This is a genomic window from Nocardia sp. CS682 (assembly GCF_004634405.1).
Lineage (GTDB): Bacteria > Actinomycetota > Actinomycetes > Mycobacteriales > Mycobacteriaceae > Nocardia > Nocardia ninae.
This window is the reverse complement of record NZ_CP029710.1, coordinates 2,756,090-2,773,231: the sequence shown is the minus strand read 5'-3', so window position 1 is coordinate 2,773,231 and position 17,142 is coordinate 2,756,090. Positions and strand designations below refer to the sequence as shown.

Annotated in this window: 19 protein-coding genes; 9 read left to right on the top strand and 10 right to left on the bottom strand. The window is 63.3% G+C overall.

What is annotated here, in order from left to right; genetic code table 11:
* Positions 1-523 precede the first annotated feature (523 nt).
* Positions 524-1,111 (top strand): hypothetical protein, encoded by a 588-nt coding sequence (locus DMB37_RS12425; protein WP_135232827.1) that lies wholly within the window; start codon positions 524-526, stop codon positions 1,109-1,111.
* A 423-nt stretch (positions 1,112-1,534) separates the two neighbouring features.
* On the opposite strand, the gene DMB37_RS12420 is transcribed toward DMB37_RS12425, so the two are convergent.
* Positions 1,535-3,523 (bottom strand): peptidase M61, encoded by a 1,989-nt coding sequence (locus DMB37_RS12420; RefSeq protein WP_240772368.1) that lies wholly within the window; start codon positions 3,521-3,523, stop codon positions 1,535-1,537.
* Between the two features lie 1,063 nt (positions 3,524-4,586).
* Here DMB37_RS12420 and DMB37_RS12415 point away from each other — a divergent pair.
* Positions 4,587-5,924 (top strand): cytochrome P450, encoded by a 1,338-nt coding sequence (locus tag DMB37_RS12415; RefSeq protein WP_167768825.1) that lies wholly within the window; start codon positions 4,587-4,589, stop codon positions 5,922-5,924.
* 83 nt (positions 5,925-6,007) lie between these two features.
* Here the strand turns inward: DMB37_RS12415 and DMB37_RS12410 are convergent, their stop codons facing one another.
* From DMB37_RS12410 to DMB37_RS12390, 5 genes are all read right to left on the bottom strand, one after another.
* Complete coding sequence (locus DMB37_RS12410) at positions 6,008-6,847, bottom strand: ABC transporter permease (protein WP_135232825.1); 840 nt, start codon at positions 6,845-6,847, stop codon at positions 6,008-6,010.
* The gene (locus tag DMB37_RS12405) at positions 6,844-7,542 is read right to left on the bottom strand and encodes an ABC transporter ATP-binding protein (protein ID WP_240772367.1); all 699 of its coding nucleotides are present in this window, start codon (positions 7,540-7,542) and stop codon (positions 6,844-6,846) included. Before DMB37_RS12405 ends, DMB37_RS12410 begins: the two co-directional genes overlap by 4 nt.
* 54 nt (positions 7,543-7,596) lie before the next feature.
* Positions 7,597-8,076 carry a hypothetical protein gene (locus DMB37_RS12400; protein ID WP_135232823.1) on the bottom strand — a complete coding sequence of 160 codons (480 nt, stop codon included), beginning with the start codon at positions 8,074-8,076 and terminating at the stop codon, positions 7,597-7,599.
* A gap of 108 nt (positions 8,077-8,184) precedes the next feature.
* Entirely contained in the window at positions 8,185-8,973 is a 789-nt protein-coding gene (locus DMB37_RS12395; protein ID WP_240772366.1) for an SAM-dependent methyltransferase, read from the bottom strand.
* Between the two features lie 404 nt (positions 8,974-9,377).
* Complete coding sequence (locus DMB37_RS12390) at positions 9,378-10,472, bottom strand: hypothetical protein (protein WP_167768824.1); 1,095 nt, start codon at positions 10,470-10,472, stop codon at positions 9,378-9,380.
* A 197-nt stretch (positions 10,473-10,669) separates the two neighbouring features.
* Here DMB37_RS12390 and DMB37_RS12385 point away from each other — a divergent pair, with 197 nt between their 5' ends.
* The 3 genes from DMB37_RS12385 (at position 10,670) to DMB37_RS12375 (ending at position 12,851) form a co-directional block, all read left to right on the top strand.
* Positions 10,670-11,569, top strand: a complete 900-nt coding sequence (locus DMB37_RS12385) for an aminoglycoside phosphotransferase family protein (RefSeq protein WP_135232820.1) — start codon at positions 10,670-10,672, stop codon at positions 11,567-11,569.
* A 144-nt stretch (positions 11,570-11,713) separates the two neighbouring features.
* Positions 11,714-12,466 carry a transporter substrate-binding domain-containing protein gene (locus tag DMB37_RS12380; RefSeq protein WP_206055243.1) on the top strand — a complete coding sequence of 251 codons (753 nt, stop codon included), beginning with the start codon at positions 11,714-11,716 and terminating at the stop codon, positions 12,464-12,466.
* A 67-nt stretch (positions 12,467-12,533) separates the two neighbouring features.
* Positions 12,534-12,851, top strand: coding sequence for a hypothetical protein (locus DMB37_RS12375; RefSeq protein ID WP_206055242.1), 318 nt, complete (start codon positions 12,534-12,536; stop codon positions 12,849-12,851).
* 48 nt (positions 12,852-12,899) lie between these two features.
* Here the strand turns inward: DMB37_RS12375 and DMB37_RS12370 are convergent, their stop codons facing one another.
* From DMB37_RS12370 to DMB37_RS12355, 4 genes are read right to left on the bottom strand one after another with little or no spacing between them, the layout of a single operon-like run.
* The gene (locus DMB37_RS12370) at positions 12,900-13,196 is read right to left on the bottom strand and encodes a hypothetical protein (protein ID WP_135232819.1); all 297 of its coding nucleotides are present in this window, start codon (positions 13,194-13,196) and stop codon (positions 12,900-12,902) included.
* Between the two features lie 9 nt (positions 13,197-13,205).
* The gene (locus DMB37_RS12365) at positions 13,206-14,597 is read right to left on the bottom strand and encodes a hypothetical protein (RefSeq protein ID WP_240772365.1); all 1,392 of its coding nucleotides are present in this window, start codon (positions 14,595-14,597) and stop codon (positions 13,206-13,208) included.
* 4 nt (positions 14,598-14,601) lie between these two features.
* Positions 14,602-14,901, bottom strand: a complete 300-nt coding sequence (locus DMB37_RS12360; RefSeq protein ID WP_135232818.1) for a WXG100 family type VII secretion target — start codon at positions 14,899-14,901, stop codon at positions 14,602-14,604.
* On the bottom strand, positions 14,898-15,239 hold the full coding sequence (locus DMB37_RS12355) for a WXG100 family type VII secretion target (RefSeq protein ID WP_135232817.1): 342 nt from the start codon (positions 15,237-15,239) through the stop codon (positions 14,898-14,900). The genes DMB37_RS12360 and DMB37_RS12355 overlap by 4 nt, the downstream gene beginning before the upstream one ends.
* A gap of 322 nt (positions 15,240-15,561) precedes the next feature.
* Here DMB37_RS12355 and DMB37_RS12350 point away from each other — a divergent pair, with 322 nt between their 5' ends.
* The 4 genes from DMB37_RS12350 (at position 15,562) to DMB37_RS12335 (ending at position 17,130) form a co-directional block, all read left to right on the top strand.
* Positions 15,562-15,966, top strand: a complete 405-nt coding sequence (locus tag DMB37_RS12350; RefSeq protein ID WP_135232816.1) for a hypothetical protein — start codon at positions 15,562-15,564, stop codon at positions 15,964-15,966.
* A gap of 130 nt (positions 15,967-16,096) precedes the next feature.
* Entirely contained in the window at positions 16,097-16,429 is a 333-nt protein-coding gene (locus tag DMB37_RS12345; protein ID WP_135232815.1) for a PadR family transcriptional regulator, read from the top strand.
* On the top strand, positions 16,426-16,800 hold the full coding sequence (locus tag DMB37_RS12340) for a DUF1048 domain-containing protein (RefSeq protein ID WP_135232814.1): 375 nt from the start codon (positions 16,426-16,428) through the stop codon (positions 16,798-16,800). The genes DMB37_RS12345 and DMB37_RS12340 overlap by 4 nt, the downstream gene beginning before the upstream one ends.
* Before the next feature lie 9 nt (positions 16,801-16,809).
* A complete protein-coding gene (locus tag DMB37_RS12335; RefSeq protein WP_135232813.1) occupies positions 16,810-17,130 on the top strand; it encodes a MerR family transcriptional regulator in 321 nt (106 codons plus the stop codon).
* Positions 17,131-17,142 lie beyond the last annotated feature (12 nt).

Sequence of the window (17,142 nt, the reverse complement as noted above, 5' to 3'; positions counted from 1 at the left end):
AAGCCGCGATACCGAACCAAGAAGCAGGCTTCCCTCGTCGATTCGCGTTGTTCGGGTGCCGAGGCCACGGCGAGGCAAGGGCAACGGGCCGATGGGGCTGATCAGCGCAGGCAAACGTAGTTACACCGGGACTCTGCTCAATCGTGCCGAACGTCCACATAGCCGATGTCTACCTCACGTCTGGTACCAAGACCTGCGCTCGTAGACGAACGTAACGACCCGCAGTGTCCATGTCAACGCATCAGTGTGCGTCGATGTGCACGATGCTCGGCAGCCTGCACTCTCACGCAGTCGGTACGCTGTCAGAAAACACCACTTGACCTGGGAAGATTGCATTGTGTCATTGGTTGAATGGAACGCCCTCCGGAGCTGAATTCAGCAGCTCGAAGCCAGCCACTTTGCACGTCTGCCGTGCAGTAGCGGCCTCGAATCGACCGAGGACGAGCGACGCGCGTGTGCATGATGACGCGGTGTGCATGTGCACGATGGGTAGCTCTGCGCAGCCAGTGGTATGGTGTTCGCCATGGGCGCCGAAGAGACCGCGAAGCGTCATAGCGTCGAGTCGGATGGACAACGATTCGGTCGGCAGTTGAAGGCGTTCCGGCAGCGCAATCTTCCCGATGAGCTGATAACCCACCAGCGCATCCACGACCTGGGTGGTCCCACCCGGAACGTCCAGTCTCGGATCGAGAGCGGGCAAGTCGACACCATCAGCTCCACCACGGCGGCCAAATACGACCGGGCACTCGAGGCGCTGGGATTACCGCCCGGGAGTGCGACTGCGGCTCTGTACCATGCTGCCCCGCTCGGATCGCCCTCCGGCGAGCAACCCGCCCCGGCGGCCGCGGACGACGACGTCGAGAGTGGCGTGAGCGCGCTGCAGAACCTGGCTCGCAAGCACAGGCCTGTCGTGGATCTCGTGACCGAGTTCGATCGGCTCGGCATCGAATTGAAGAAGGCCCGCAGCCACACAGAGGGCTATCAGCTGGTCTTCCCCAAGGCGGCGATCGAACAGCTGCTCCAGGCCCTGCAACATGTCGCTAAACCCGCACACACCAGGCTCGAATCGGACCCAGAAGATATCCGCCCACCCGATGAGAGCATCGAATGACGGGTGCTGGTCAGGGTTCCGAGGCCACCGACACCGACCCACCGGCACCGGTTCGACATTGTCGGGCTGCTACGCGGCGTCGATGGGCGCAGCCGACTCGCTGATCGCAGCGGTCCGACCGATCTTCGTCCTGAGCTGGAGACGACCCCGGCGGCGACCGTTCTGTCGCGGATCGAAAAGCGCTACACGACAGCAAATCTGACGCGTGCCGTGGCGAGACAGCTGCCGGCAACCCATTGCCGGATGTGCTGGCACGGCGAGGTACGCGCACGCCTACTGGAACTGATCGGCGACCGCATCGGCGCCATCAACAGCTATCAGCAGGCCGCGCAACTCGCCATGAGCGTCCCCGAGCAGCGGTACCTCAACTATCGTGTGCGTCGCCGCACCGACCCGGGTCGGCCGCGGACTACCCGTGCGGCGTCAGTTCCGCGCCGCCAGGATCTGGCTGAGGTAGTCCGGGGTGCCTTCGATGCGTTGCAGATGCGGGTAACGGAGGCCGTCGTGATAGTTCAGTTCGATGGTCCGTGTCTGATCGAAATCTTTCACCTGCAACCGGATCGGTGCGGGGTCGGTCTTGGCCGCCTCGATCGCGGCTTCCATGGTGGCTTGGGAATAGGGGGCGTCGTTGACCGAAACCACCGTCATCCCGGTGCCGATTTTCGCCTTGAATGCGGGTCCGTCCCATCGCACGTCGGTGACCTTGCCTGCACCGGATACGTTGAGACCGATCGAGTAGGTGTAGTTGACGGCGCCTTCAGCCTTCTTCATCTGCGCCGTGAGCAAGGCACCTGGGTTGTTGTCGTAGACCAACTTCCACCCCGTCTTCTCGACACTGGAGGCGAACGGTTCCTTTCCGTCGATGCGATCGCGCAGGTACTTCGCCCAATCGTCGGCGACCACGCCATTCAGCGTCGAGACGACTTCGTCGAAGTCGTAGGTGTTCTGTGACTCCCACTTACTGTCGTCGACACCGAAGAACGCGCGAGCGAAATCATCGAGTGACTTGGTGTTCCCGGTCAGTTCACGGATCCGCGCGTCCACTCCCAGCCACACCAGTTGCCCGCCCTGGTAGTAATCCTCGCTGAGCTGCCACGACCGATACGGCTTCGTACGCCGCTGAGCGATGATGGGATCGTTGGTGGTGTCCTGCAGAGTGCGCCAGGAGAGTCCGGGCCGGTTGTCGGTGTAGGCGGCGACTACCGAAGCCAACGCGTCACGCGAGACTTCCGCGGGTCGCAAGCCGGACCGGCCGGTGAGCACGTTGCCCCAATACTGCGTCTGTCCCTCGTAGACCCACAACAAGCTGTCTTCCATCGGGACGTTGTAGTTGGGTGTCCACAGGTCTGCCGGGCGTCGAAACTTGCCGTTCCAGGAATGGGTGTACTCGTGCCCGAGCAGATCGGCGCTGCCCACCGTGGGGTCCCAGCCGGTGAAATAGTCCGTGGGTTGGCCGTTCTCGCTGGATCGTTGGTGTTCCAGTCCGTTGGAGCTGAGCTGATCCGACAACGACAGCAGGAAGTCGTAGTGGTCGTAGTGTTGTGAGCCGTACAGTCCCAGAGCCTGTTGCACCAGCGCCTTGTGCTGCTCGATGTGCTCGGGCTTGGCTTCGAGCTGCTCCGGCGCGTCGGCGAATACCTGCAGCCGCACCGGGGTTTTCGCGCCGGGAGCCAGGTCGAACTCCTTGTGATAGCGCCCCGCATACACGGGCGAGTCGACGAGGATGTCCAATGGAACAGTCTTGTAATTCACCGTGTCGCCGTCCTTGCCGGCGACCTCCAGCGCGGTTCCGGCCTCGAATCCTGGCGGGTAGGTAACGCTCGCGGTGAAGGGAATCTTGCTGACCGGAGAACCAGCTGGATAGAGGACCACGGCATTCCACTGCAAATTCAGCATATTCGGCGTCATCACCACGCGCCCCTGAGTGGAATCGGTGGGGGTCATGTACTGGAAGCCCGCGTCGATCGATTCCACGCCGTCGGGCACAGTAACTTTGAACGCATATACGTTCCGCGGATCACGCTTCCACTCCAGCTTGTTCCCGGCGTCGGTGAAGGTGATGCCCGCGATCTTGTCGATCGGACCGGACGGAGAGTGGTTGCCGGGCAGCCACTGCGGAAAAAGCAGCTCGACCTCGCCCGGCTGAACGGGGATCGTTTGCTTCACCTGAATCACGCGTTGCGGGAGATTGGTCACGTCGACCGTCACCGAGATCGCCTTCTGATTCGCCGGGGCGTCATCGGGCTTGTCGCGCAAGACGAAGTAGAGCGAGCCGGCCAGGAGAAGGAGAACGACGACGCCGACAGCGCCGATAATACGAATCTTGGACAACAATACTCCCCGAGTCACAGACGATCTTGTCGACACTACGAAGTAGACGCAATGGCCGCCCCCCTGGCGGCTGGTGCTCATCGGCCAAGGATGGGAACTACCGATTGCCGTGATAAACAATGCAGCTTATGGCGGCAACAAATTTGCGTACGGTGCGGTCGCCGCGACCGCCTGCCCCATCCCCTCCTCCGGCGTCACGCTTCCAATACTTGTTCGGGTCGGCTGGCGACCCTTAGTTGCTGAACTGAGTGTCGATCCTACGAGGGTTGGTATCGCAGTGTGCGAGGAGCGAGTGTGGGCTGCGTCATACCTGTCGCATGGTGTGGTCGCCGACTGGCCGGGATCTGGCGTGGCCCGCTGGCAGACAACGGCGGTCGGGCTGCCGATGCCAACTGGGCGGTCGCGTCATTACTGGTCGCGCCGTGGGCAATCCGCGCCTGGCGTCGACGGCCGGAGGTATCGGGTCGATCGTGGCCGAGTCTGGCTGCCACCCCGTGACACGTCACGAAGGATCGGTGCGGGCGGGTGCGGGAGAACCTGGACGAGTTGCGCTGAGGTCGTTCGCAATGGTCACGCGAACTACCCGGCCGCGATAGACACCGACCGACAGATGTGGCTTCTACCGTGAATGGCGCTCGGGCCGTTAGTGGTTCGGCAAAAAGTCGGAGCCGGGCCGATATCCCGACTAATGTAACGTGTTGATGGACAACAGGCCTCAGTGTTTCAGATCGGTTGTCGTCTGTCCGTGCGGGAGTCCCCGTGCGGACTATCGGAGAAAGTCTGGAACCGAGGCCGGTTTGTCGAAGTTGTGAGGAGATCGTTGCCCGACACGCTGATCCAGGAGTTGGCTATGACCGACCTAGTCGGGGGGACCGCTTTTCGTAGCCGGGGCGTCCTGCGACATCGGCGGGGCAGTCGCCCAGCCTCGTGCCGCCGCCGAGTGATGGTGCATGGCAACAGCTGTGCCGTGGTGGTCGAGACACCTGCCTTTTCGGCACGAGCGCTCCTCCTGTGATGCTCGTCGGCAAGGTTGCTGCACAACCGGTCCACGCGGTCGACTGCGGTGAGGTCGCTGCTGTCCGTGTGGTGATCCGATCACTTGAAGTCTCTGGTTTCGAATCTGCCGAACGGAAGGCAACACGCAGTGGAACTTCGTGACGTCCCGAGTGTGCCCGGGCGTTTGCCGGTTCTCGGACACGGTTGGAAGATATCGCGTGACCCAGTCCAGTTCATGGTGGATCTGGTCGACGTCGGGAAAATAGTACGTGTCGATATCGGCAATCTCGTTGTCTACGTCATTACCGATTTCGAGCTACTCCACCGGGTGTTGGTCGAGAACTCCGAGGCCTACGAGCGAGGGCTCCTCTTCGAACGCATCCGTCTCATATTCGGAGATTCGCTGATCGTTGCGGATGGTCAGCAACACAGAGATCTTCGTCGTCTGCTGCAGCCGGCGTTCCACCGGACGGCGTTGGAAACCTACGCGCCCAACATAAAGCGCAACGCGGATGCGTTGGCGAGTTCGTGGCAGCCAGGCCAGATCATCGAGGCCCGTTCCGCACTGTTGGGGTTGGTGATCGCCAGCCTGCTCGGGTCGCTGTTCTCGCACGAACCCGATACCGAAGAGCTGCAACTCATCTCGGGTCTGATCGCGGACATAGGCGCGGGCGCCATAGTAGGCAGTGTGCTGCCCAAGAAACTGGCGAGCCTGCCATTGCCGGTGAACCGCAAATTCTTGTCGGCCGGAACGCAACTGCGGGACTACTGTCAACAGCTGATCGTCGCGCGCCGGGCCAGCGGCGAGCGTCGGAACGACCTGATCGACATCCTGCTGTATTCGTTCGGTGAGGAACACCGTAGTGACAAGTTCCTGGCAGAGCAGGCGGTGACCATCCTCTTCGGCGGGATCGACGCCACGACCGCCACGCTGACCTGGGCTATGTACGAGTTGGCACATCGTCCGGAGGTTGCTTCGAGACTGCAGCAGGAGATCTCCGCCGCCGGCGACCTCAGCCCACAGAGCCTCGACCAACTCGACTATCTGAACCGGTTCCTGAACGAGGTCACGCGGACCCATTCACCACTACTGCAGACGAGACGCACCGTCACCACGGTCGAACTCGACGGTTTCACATTTCCTGCTGGGACCGATATCGGGTACAGCATCGCAGCTATCCACCGCAACCCGCACATTTTCGCCGATCCGAGCACGTTCGACCCCGATCGGTGGCCGACCTCGAACAACTCCGGGTCGAAATGTAAGAGCTTCGTTCCGTTCAGTACGGGCAGTCAGATGTGTATCGGTAACAATTATGCCTGGATAGCGCTGCAAACTATTCTGCACAGTCTGCTGTCGAAGTGGGAGTTCCAGCCGGTCAAAACCAAGAAGCTGCCGCGAGCCCTTGGTCCGATCCCCGCGATGGGAAGGCTTCCGCTCGAGGTTCGGCCAGTCTCTGTGTTATCGCGCGACCGGAAGTTGTGACCCGCAGAGGGGCTCCGGACTTCGGTGCCATCAACAGGCTGGTTCATCGCTGCGCAGCGATGAACCAGCCAACGGGGCTCGGCTCAGGCTGCGCCTGATTTGCTGAGCGTCGTTCGGCGAAGTCCGGCCATCCGGCGAATGAGGACCGGTAGGACGGCTGTGATGACGAAGAGGCTCACGGCGACGAGGATGAAGTAGAGCAGAGATCCGTTGCGGCCGAAGCGCGGGAGGAAGGCAACTTCCTGACCGGTTGCGGCGACGGCGTTGAGGAACGGGGCGTAGGCCTGAATGGCGGACCCACGAGGCAGCAGATTGATGGAGTTCTCCGCTACATAGACCCAGAACAAGAGGACGGCGACAGCGGCGGACGGAGTGCGAATCAGTGACCCGACCGCGACACCCACTCCGCATGCGGCGAACGCGTAACACGGGACGGTCCAGAGGAAGCGGATGCCGGCGGAGTCGGTGATGTCCACATTCCCATAGATTTGAGGGAACAGGTTCGGCAGCGTGACCATCACGACGATGAGCAGCAGCACTGTCGAGAGTGCCGTGATGGCGCCGTAGTAGATCCACCGGGCCGACGCGACCGTCCAAGACCGGGGAAACAGGAAGGCATTGAGATCGCTTGTCTGACCGCGCCACTGGGTGGCGTGGGCGTAGGCGGTGGTAACCATCATGACCGACACGGACATGGTGATCACCCAGTACACGGAGTTGGTGGTGGAGACCGTGGCCAGGTAACTCTGGCCGGGGAGGCTGGCGAGTCGCTCCGCGACGGCGGCGATTCCGAAGGTGACGACCAGGGGCAGCACGAAGGTGAGTGGGACAGCTACGACCCACAGGAAGCTGCGTCCGGCGGTGCGGGTCCATTCGGCGGCGATGCCGCGGCGGATCAGGGTGGCCGGACCGGGGTTGGTCATGGGGCCACACCGATCGCGACGTCGGTGGGCAGGCCGGCGATGCGTAGGTAAGCGTCTTCGAGGTTGGTCTCGCCAGGACTCAGGGTGTTCATGAGGTGGGCAAACGGCTGGTCGGCCAGCACGCGCTGGTTTCCGACGATGACGATGTGGTCGGCGTTGCGTTCGACCTCATCGAGCAGGTGGGTGGCGACCAGGACACAGGTCCCGGCGTCGGCGAGCTGGCGCAGCAGCTCGCGTATCCAGCGGATGCCCGCGATGTCGAGGCCGTTGAGTGGTTCGTCGAGCAGCAGGGTTTGCGGCTCGGAGAGCAATGCGGCGGCGATGCCGACCCGTTGGAGCATGCCGAGCGAATAGTGCCCGAGCCGACGATCGGCGACTCGGCGGAGGTCGACGATCTCGAGGACGTCGGCGACCCGGCCCGTGGGTAGTCCACGAGCGCGGGCGATCCAGCGTAGGTGCCGACGTGCGGTGTGGCGTGGGTCGAAGGCTCGGTAGTTGAGGTGCATTCCAAGGGTTGCCGGTGTGGTGTGATGGGCCCGGATGAGGGTGCCGTCGACCCGGACGGTGCCGACCGCAGGCGCGATGACGCCACAGATACACCGCAGCAGCGTGGTTTTGCCGGTGCCGTTGAGACCGATCAGGTAGGTGAGTGCCCCGTCCGCCACGGTCAGTTCGGGTATTTCGAGGACGGTCACGCCCGGGTAGCTCAGGGTAAGGTCACGGATCTCGATCACGGCGCTCGGAGCCGGTCAGAAATCGCAGCCCATGGCCAGCCCCACGGCCCTGACGCCCTCGCACACGGAGCTGTTGGACAGCTTCCAGACGCCATCGATGCGCTTCCAGACCACTCGGGCAACCAGATCCGGCTTTCCCACTGACTTGCTGCGCAGCATAGCGGTGTGCACGTTGCCTTCGTGGGTCTCGGGACCGCTGATCGTGTTCGACCCTTGCGGAGCTCGGTACCAGCCGATGTTGTAGAGGGTGCGCGCGACCACGACCGCTCGCGTGCCGCCTTCCATATGGGCGGCCTTGGCGTCGTCGGAGCCGGGTAGTTCGATCAGGAACGCGACCTGGTCGTCGAGTTGGTCCACGGTGGGGACATCTGCGGTAATGAGGTCTCCGGGAGCGGCGGAGGCGACAGGGGCATTGACAACGGCGGCGCCGGTCGTAACCGCGGCGACCGATGCGATCGTCGACACGACACCAGCGACAGTTTTGAGGGTCTTCATTATTTCAACCTCGGATCGACTGGGACAGCACCTGACGCACGTTCGAATGTGCAGGCGGCCAACAACAAATTGGCGGGTTAGAGATTACTCCTGTTTGCGACGAATAATTCACGGTTTGCGGCCGATTGCTCCGAGCATGATCATTCGAGTGTCCGGTAAGTCGGGGCGGAGCCACTGCTGTACCGGCACGACGCCGGGTTCGAGCAACTCGAAGCCGGCCAACAATGCCTCTGCCTGCGCTGCTGACCGAAACTCGACTTGGGCGGAAGTGCCTTTGGTGCCGGCGAGCACCTGGAGTATCTCCGGGGCGGAATCAAGGGAGCCATGAGTCATCGCCAGGTAGCTGCCCGGGGCCAACTGATCGCGGAAGGCGGCGATGACCCCGGCGGGGTCCTCGGAGTCCATCACGTAATGCAGCACGCTGATGAGCGTGATGGCCACTGGCTCGCCGAAATCGATCAGGGAGCGGTTCTTCAACTGATCGAGGATGTCGTGGGGATGACGAACGTCGCCGAGCAGTGCGGTGACACCGTCCGGCTTGGCCAGCAGCGCGTCGCAATGGGTGTGCACGACCGGGTCGTAGTCGACGTACACCACCCGCGCGGACGGCACGATCTCCCGAGCCACCTCATGCACGTTGGGCGAGGTCGGGATGCCCGAGCCGAGATCGAGGAACTGACGGATACCGGCTTCCGCGGCCATCTGGACAGCTTTGATCCCGAAACTCCGGGTGAACCAGGCCAAGGTCTTGAGTTCGGGTGCGCGAGAGAGCATTTCATTGCCCATGTCTCGGTCGATCTCGCGATTGTCTTTTCCGCCCAACAGGTAGTCATACACCCGGGCAGAGTTCAGCTGACCATGCTCGAACGGTTGCGGCGTTCGGTTGTCGTCTGACACGGGCCCTTCGGTTCCTTCGACCACAGGTGTAACCGTAGCCGATCGATACCCCGGACGGGTGCTCCTCCGGAGATCTGGTGCCCAAATCTGGTGAAGTATGGGTTGTCCGAACGAGGCGCCGCGCCACCCGACCGAACCGGCCGCCCGGTCCGGGGCATTGATGAATCATGCTCCGAGACAACATGATCCAACCTTTTACGACAGGCCTACCAGCACTTACTCCCGCCCTCGGTAGCGGCCGAGGGCATCGGCGACGGCGCCGGCGAACTGTCGGCGCCGATACGGCTGGTCCGCACAGCGACCGACGCCGCCGTAGGGATCAGATGGGCCCATATGTCCGAAATATCCGCTGGTGCACACCGATTCGAGTCCGGCTGATCGTTCGGCGACTTTTCCTGCGCCCTTCAGGTCGCTGTTTCAGCCAAGGCGACTGCGTGTGCGACTGCGGACTGCGCCCGCTCGACGGTCTTATAGCGGCCCAGGCCGCACGGGGACGCGACGTCCAACCGGCCGCCGTAGGCCGACTCCGCCGCTGCCAGCCCCTGTCGTGCTTGCGCGATCGGCTGCGCCGGATGTGCAAGTCCGGCGACAACACGCGTAGTGGCAGGTAATTCGAGGCGGCCAAGGGGCGCGTAGTACCGCGGCCGAACCGGCGCCTGTTTGCCATCGCCGATGGGCAGATGAACGAAGTCGAGATGCCGTCCGGCGGGCCAGTATCGCGCTATCGCGTTGGCCAGCGCCACGACCGGGGCCGCCGATCTCGGCGCCACGACCGGCTTGTCTTCGAGGCTCCCGTAGCACAAGTGCACACCGAAACGGGAACCATGGGGCGCCCGTGCGACGAGGCGACCGATCGCTCGACCTGCCGCGGTAGCCGGGCCTTGCCGCAGCCCTGCGGGTAGCCCGCTGCAGAGCAGTGTCTCCGCGGCCAGCTCGAGCTGGAATACGACGTTGTCCTGCAACGCCTCGTGAATACGGACGATCTCCCTGACAGTGGCGTCGAGAATCGGACGGTAATAGGGAAAGCCTCGATCTCCCCGGCCCAGCGAGCCTCGACGCCACGTGAGCATCCGCGCCTCGAACGCGATGAAACCGATGACAAAGGGCGTCGGTATGCCCACCTGCAAGCGAAGTCCGGGATCGGTTCGGCGCAGCTCGGCCAACGCGTCCATGGCACGCCCGGCCTCCTCCGCATAGCCGAGCGCGGCGTCGACATCGGCTTCGGTCAGCGATCGGCCGGGCCGCAGGCGAAAGGTGTCGCGGGAACGCAGCGTCGACCAATCCCCGCGGCGCGCGGGAGCCAGCGCCGGGATGCTGTTGAACCGGTCGATGATGGGTCTGATGTACCACTGGGCGCGATATGGATCCGCTTCACCGCCCGGAACCATGCCGTCGAGGTATTCACCGGCTGTGTCGACGGCGAACGCCATTGCCTTCTCTGGGCTGTCCAACTGCGCGGGCAAGCTGCCCACGAAGTGGATCCTGCGCTTGGGCTGCACGGCGTCAGTGTCGCATATCGGCCGCCTCGGGACGTGGGCGTTCCCCGAGTGTCGGCTGGACGCACCGGGATTCGGGCGTTTCCTGGACAACGCGACCGACCGGCCTGTTCGCTACCGCTGGCCGCGGCACCCTGCGAGGGGCGGCCCTCCGTCGTAGGGGGTAGGTGCCGCTTCCTGCCTCAGTACACTGAATTCGCATGGCCGACACCGAGCTCGAGATCACCCCAGACCTGGTCCGCGACCTGCTGCGGGAGCAACATCCAGACCTTGCGGGGCTGACCATTCGCGAGGTGGCTGGCGGCTGGGGCAACCAGATGTGGCGTCTCGGTGACGAGCTGGCGGTGCGCATGCAGCGTATGGACCGAACCCCGGAGTTCCAGTTCAAGGAGCGGCGGTGGCTGCCCGTGCTGGCCCCGCGCCTGCCGCTGCCGGTGCCGCTGCCGGTGCGGTGCGGCGAACCGTCCGAACGCTTCCCCAAGCACTGGACCGTGATGACGTGGGTTCCCGGCGAGCCGCTGGACCATGGCACGATCAGCCGCAGCGTCCATGCGGCCGACACACTGGCGGGCTTCCTGCGGGCGCTACATGTGGCGGCACCCGCAGCGGCACCGATCGGCAGAGACCGCGGCGCCCATCCCCGGAACTGCACGGCCGGCTTCGAGAACTTCCTGCAGGCTGTCGTCCCCGACGACCTCGCTGCCGACGTCCGCGCCGTCTGGGATGACGCCGTGGCGGCGCCCGCGTGGGAGGGTCCGCCGGTGTGGGTGCACGGCGACCTCCATCCCGCGAATGTCGTCGTCCAGGACGGAACGCTCGCGGGCATTGTCGACTTCGGTGACATGTTCGCCGGCGACCCGGCGTGGGACCTCGCCGCCGCCTGGGTGCTGCTACCCGCGGGCACGGCCGCACGGTTCTTCGACCGGTACGCGCAGGCAGACGAGGCGGCGATCCGGCGCGCCCGCGGACTGGCCGCTATGAAGAGCCTCTTTTTGATGCTCATGGGGCAGAACGGAGATCGCGGCCTCCCCGGCGGCAAGCCGCACTGGGGATCTGCGGGCCGGGAGGCACTCGATCGTGTTCTGCAGGGCGTTCGATGAATGCCGACCAGCCCTGATTCCGCGTACAGGCACTCGTCGCACCACGATGGGGATACTGTCGGCAGATCGCCTCGGAGTTACCTGAGTCGGGTTGTGTGGTGCGTGGACGTGTCTGTTATCCGCGCACCGAAGAGAGGGACTCTCGTGCGTCGCAAACTGTTCGCCGCCGTCATGCTCACCATCGTCGCCGCCACCGGGCTCAGCGCCTGCGGAAGTGCCGACCCGAACGTGTTGAAGATCGGCACCGAAGGTGTTTACGCGCCCTTCAGCTACCAGGGCGCTGACGGCAAGCTCACCGGCTATGACATCGAGGTAGTGCAGGCGGTCGCCGAAAAGCTCGGCAAGAAGGTCGAATTCGTGATGATTCCATGGGACGCGATTTTCGCCGGGCTCGAGTCGAAGCGGTTCGACCTCATCGCCAACCAGGTGACGGTCAATGACGAGCGCAAGAACAAATACGCGCTGTCGCAGCCTTACACCTTCTCCGAGGGGGTGATTGTCACCCGAACGGACAACAGCAGCATCACCTCGCTCGCCGACCTCAACGGCAAGGTCTGCGCCGAGTCCGCGACAACCACCTGGGCCAAGGTCGCCACGAACGCAGGGGCGAAAATCGAGGCGGTGGAGGGCTTCGTGCAGGCCATCCAGCTGCTGAAGATCGGCCGGGTCGACGCCACAATCAACGACAACCTCGCCGTCGCCGAATACACCAAGAAGACCGGCGATACCAGCGTGCGGATCGCCGGCAAAACCGGCGCCGCCAGCCTGCAGTCGTTCGCGGCCCGCAAGGGCGATGCGCTGATGGCCGACGTCGACAAGGCGTTGGATACCCTGCGCGCCGACGGCACGCTGGCGAAGATATCCGAGAAGTACTTCGGCACCGACGTCAGCAAGTAGCCGTCTGCCGCCCGGACATCATGAACTGATTTCGAACGTCGCGTTCACTCCGGGCTGGCTGACCGCGGTGAATTTCGCCGAGTTGCTACCCGATCCGGTGTCGATCGCGCAGGGCAGGTTCGACTGGAAGTGGCTGGCGGACCTGGCAAAGACTCGATTCTGGCGGCATTGGGCAGCGACTCTTATGAACACCCGCCAGATCGCGATGCTCAACCGCCTGCTGGACGGATTCCAGGGCAAACTCACCACCCGCGAATGGTCGATCATCACGAAGTCCTCGCAAGACTCCGCGCTTCGTGACATCAACGAGCTTGTCGACCCAGGCCTTCTGCAGCGATCGAACTCCGGCGGTCGAAGCACCTCCTACGAGCTCGTCCGCCCCTGACCCGGCGGTCGTCTCGTCCATCTAGAGTGCCGCGGACCGGCGCGGCCCTCAGTCTCCGCTGAACCAGAGGTATCCGCGTTGCCGGATCGCGGTTTCGGCCGCATCGCGCAAGACGGTGAACAGTTCGCGCTCGTTGTCGTTCCTGGGCGTCAGGGCGGAAATTTCGTCGATAAAGGAGTTGAGCTGGGTGGTGTTGAACATCGTGTCTGCGTGCTTGTTGATGCCCCGTGTCAGTGAACCCATCGGCGCCTGCGAGATCACCTCGTCGAGCGTATGCGAGGCATATCCGGCAACTTCCGCAACGCGCTCATGGATCTGGTTCTGAATGAATACCGAAATTCCCACTGATTCTCCTTAAGGGATCGGATACATGGTGATGACGCCGCCGAAGCGATCGGTCACCACCTTGTAGCGGCTGGTCACGGCACCACCGAGTTCTTTCGACACGTTTCCAACGATGTCGGGAGCGGTTACTTCGCGTTCGAAATTGCCGTCGTCATTCGGGCCACGGGCCGGTGAGTTTTCAGCCGCTTCAACCAGGTCATCCAGATCCTCACCTGTGGTCCCGGCAGGCCAGGTGCCCTTCCTCGGGGTGTAGTCAGCAGCACCCTCGATATGCTTGCCCAGAATGTACTTTTCGGCCGCATCAGTGAGGCCTGGCGCGGGGTTGTCCGGTGCCGCGGGCAGATCGTCGAACGCGGTGGCTACGGTTTGACCCTCGTCGAGAAAGACCTTCATCACGATGATGGCGGAGAGCTCGAGGGCCTCTCGGGTGAGGTCGACGTCTTTGAACGCGGTGATCGCGGCGGCACCAGCGCCCGCTGCGGCCGCTGTCGCACCGATGATTCGGTAGAGCTTGCTGAGGTCGTAGGTGGTCTTGAGTACTCGGGCCGTGTTGCCGGCGATGACGACGACCCCGGCTCCGGCGGCGGCGGTGCTGAGGGCGGCAGTGATCCAGGCGGCGGCAATGCCGATGACGACGGTCGCTCCGGCCGCGATGAGTGCGTTGGTGACTGCTTCTTTGAATTTGTCGCGTACTTCGGAAGTGCCTTCGCTGTATGCCGCTACGGGTGCGGCGATGCTCGCTGATGCGGCGGCGAGTTGGGTGGCGCCACCTTTCAAGGTGGTCAGGTGTCCGAGAAGGCCTTCGAGGCCACCCTTTTTGTCCGTGATATCGGCGAAAAGGTTGCTGATTTCGGTGATACGGCCCGGGGCGCCGGTGATGGTGGCGTGTTCGGAGAAGGTTTTCCAGACGGACGCGGCCTTGGCAAGATCCTCTTTGTGGCCGTTCGGCAGCTTGCTTCCGAACTCTTCCTGGATCTTTCCGACAAGGGCGTCGTAGAAGCCGGGGACGCTGTTATCACCTTCGGTGATGCCGTCACCGTTGTTGCCGACCGAGGTCGGCAGCGACACCTTGTACTCGGTCATCGTGGTCACGGCCGGACGGTCGGGCATCGGGTTGGAGTTGTTGGACAATGCCCAGTTGTATCCGGCGGCCGAAAGCATATAGCCGAAATTGGTTAGTGCGTCAGCCAGATTCGTGCAGGTCTGCAACGTTCCCTGAACGGCTCGGTCATACTCCTTGCCCCAACTCTCGCAACCCGCAGTGTCGCCGGCCATGCCCGCGCACTCGCCTTTGAGTGCATTGTGGACCGGTTTGTCGGCGGTGCGGAGATCAGCGGCGAGGGCGTGGCATTTCTTGGCGGCGTCATAGTAGGTCTCCCAGTTGATGACGAGTACACCCATGCCGCTATCCCTGGTTGAACATTTTGTAGTTGGTATCGACCGCGCGCGTGTAACGGGTGTGCGCCGCCTTGGCTGCGTCGCTCATGTCCCGCACACCTTCGACGAATTCGCGTGCGCCGGTGACCCATTGCGAGTGGGCTTCGGCATATGCTTGCGCGGCGATACTTTCCCATCCAGTGCCGATCAGGGTGGCGACGCGGTCGTCGATTTCATCGAGATGCTCTCCGATGAATCCGGCCAACCCCGACAGCTTTGCCACGATCTCGTCGAGATGATCCAGGTCAACGGTGAATTCTGAACTCACGGCAGATCCAAACTCGAGGCATTCAGTCCGGCGGCATTGGATTCATCACGGGCCTGGTAGGTGTCGGCAGTGACGCCCAGCTTCCCCGCCATCCCGGTCAGGGCGCTCATGATCCGGGTGCCGCTGTCCCGGACTCCGTTCCAGCCGCCGGAGAACTCCGTTGCCGCGTCGCCAGTCCAGTTGCCATCGGTCAGCGTCGCGACTTCCTTCGCGGCCGAGTCCAGTGCATTGCCCAGTGCTTCGGATAGCTCGTAGACGTACTTGCCGACTTCGCGCACTCTGTCGGGCACCACCGATAGGTTTGGGCCAGGAGTGGGCGTCCCCCCGTCGTCACTCATGCGGCGAATGATAGTCGAGTGGCTTCGCCGCAGACCGCGACCGGTCCATGGCTGGCATCCCGACGCCGCGCGAGATTCCCCGCGCTACCGACGCGGTAGCGCCAACGCATAGGCGCGAATACGACGCCTGGCGGCGGTATCTGGGGAATCGCGCGATGGTCGACGACGCGCTGGTAGATGGTCGATCGCCGTGTCAGTGGGGGTGTCAGGTGGATGTCAGGGCCGTGTCAGTTGGTGCGGCGACAGTGTGTACATCGAACACAGCGACCGGGACAGACAAGGTTTCGGTTGGTGCCACAACCGATTTCGAGGAGTACACGACATGTCGAACATCATCACCCTGACCGATCAGGACAAGGCCACTGTGCGGACTGCTGCTTATGGGGCGGTGTCGTTGCTGGCGGCTGCTGGTGCGCCGCATAAGGGCAATGCGCAGGCTTCTATCGCGCTGACCTCGGCGACGGGGCTGGTGGGGCATGTGCTTTCGGCTAAGTCGAAAGACATTCGCCTGCCGGGTAAGTCGGTTGCCGAGCTGGCTGATCAGGTGCTGCCTGCTTTGACTGCGGCGGTGCGCCTGCTCGGCGAGCAGGATGGGAGTGAGGCCGACAACTTCCGTGGCACCGTGCTGGTCGCGGTCGAAGCCGTTGTCGGGTCGGGTAAGGGCGAGCCCAGTCCCGCCGTGGCGGCGATGGCTCGCAAGATCACCGCGGCTCTGGACGCCGCCTGACCGCTGCCAGCTGCACAACAGCGGGCACTGCCGGACGATCATCGAACCTCGGAGAGAGCATCTTGCCGCACCACTATTCAGTGTTACTATCTACTAGTAGTAAGTAACGCTTAGTAGCGGGAGGTGATCCGTGGGCAAGCAGATGACCGAGATGCTCAAGGGCACGTTGGAGGGCATCGTCCTGGCGATTTTGTCGGTGCGGGCCGCGTACGGCTACGAGATCACGGCATGGCTGCGGGAGCAGGGGTTCTCCGATATCGCCGAGGGCACCATCTATGCCCTGCTCGTCAGGGTCGAGAAAAAGGGGCTGGTGGACGTGGAAAAGGTCGCGTCGGAGAAGGGGCCGCCACGCAAGGTGTATTCCCTCAACACCCAGGGGCGGGAATACCTGGACGAGTTCCGCAGGACCTGGGATTTTCTCGCGCAACGGCTCGAACAGCTTCAGGTAGAAGGAGGCAGATGACCATGGTCGTCTCGAAGCTCATCGCAAATGTGGTCGGCGACATCGGCGAAAAGCGGCGGTGGTGGCAGTACAAGGCGCGCAAGGAGCAGCTTCCCGCGGGCTATCGCACAGCCGTCGATGCGCTCGAGCGATACCTGATGCATTTCGGTGTGGGAGGCGGGGTTTCGATGCTCGAGGACCTTGCCGATCTGTTCGAGCAGAGCGCGGCGGATCGAGTCCCGGTCCGCGACGTCGTCGGGGAGGACCCGGTCGAATTCATCGAGACGTTCGCGCGGAACTACGAGGAGTATTCGTGGCGAAAGCGGGAACGGGCACGGCTGATCAGTGCCATCGAGCGTGCTGCGGATGAAGGCACTGGAGAAGGAAGCTAGGGCCGTTCGATGACGACACGGCAGGCCGCGGCTGTCCACGTCGACAGCCAGGAGAAGCCCGGAAAGACGCCGAATGTGCGGGAAGGCTTCACGATCGACCAAGCGGCGGCGTTCGCCGGCGTCACGGTGATGACAGTGCGGGACTATCACCAGCGCCGGCTGGTCGATGAACCGGTATGTGACGCCTCCGGTCTTCGCCGGTACCGATCTGCCGAACTGCTACGGCTGGTGCAGGTTCGAACGCTGGCCGGGGCGGGCGTACCTCTTGCCGAAATCGGGGATCTCCTCGATTACCTCTCCGGCGTCGCGCACGTTCTCGACACTCGATAAATCTGCCTGGCG

Coding starts and splice junctions, on each gene's coding strand:
- DMB37_RS12425 (WP_135232827.1), top strand. CDS start 524: ATGGGCGCCGAAGAGACCGCGAAGCGTCATAGCGTCGAGTCGGATGGA.
- DMB37_RS12420 (WP_240772368.1), bottom strand. CDS start 3,523: ATGAGCACCAGCCGCCAGGGGGGCGGCCATTGCGTCTACTTCGTAGTG.
- DMB37_RS12410 (WP_135232825.1), bottom strand. CDS start 6,847: ATGACCAACCCCGGTCCGGCCACCCTGATCCGCCGCGGCATCGCCGCC.
- DMB37_RS12400 (WP_135232823.1), bottom strand. CDS start 8,076: ATGAAGACCCTCAAAACTGTCGCTGGTGTCGTGTCGACGATCGCATCG.
- DMB37_RS12385 (WP_135232820.1), top strand. CDS start 10,670: ATGGCCGACACCGAGCTCGAGATCACCCCAGACCTGGTCCGCGACCTG.
- DMB37_RS12365 (WP_240772365.1), bottom strand. CDS start 14,597: ATGGGTGTACTCGTCATCAACTGGGAGACCTACTATGACGCCGCCAAG.
- DMB37_RS12355 (WP_135232817.1), bottom strand. CDS start 15,239: ATGAGTGACGACGGGGGGACGCCCACTCCTGGCCCAAACCTATCGGTG.
- DMB37_RS12350 (WP_135232816.1), top strand. CDS start 15,562: ATGTCGAACATCATCACCCTGACCGATCAGGACAAGGCCACTGTGCGG.
- DMB37_RS12340 (WP_135232814.1), top strand. CDS start 16,426: ATGACCATGGTCGTCTCGAAGCTCATCGCAAATGTGGTCGGCGACATC.
- DMB37_RS12335 (WP_135232813.1), top strand. CDS start 16,810: ATGACGACACGGCAGGCCGCGGCTGTCCACGTCGACAGCCAGGAGAAG.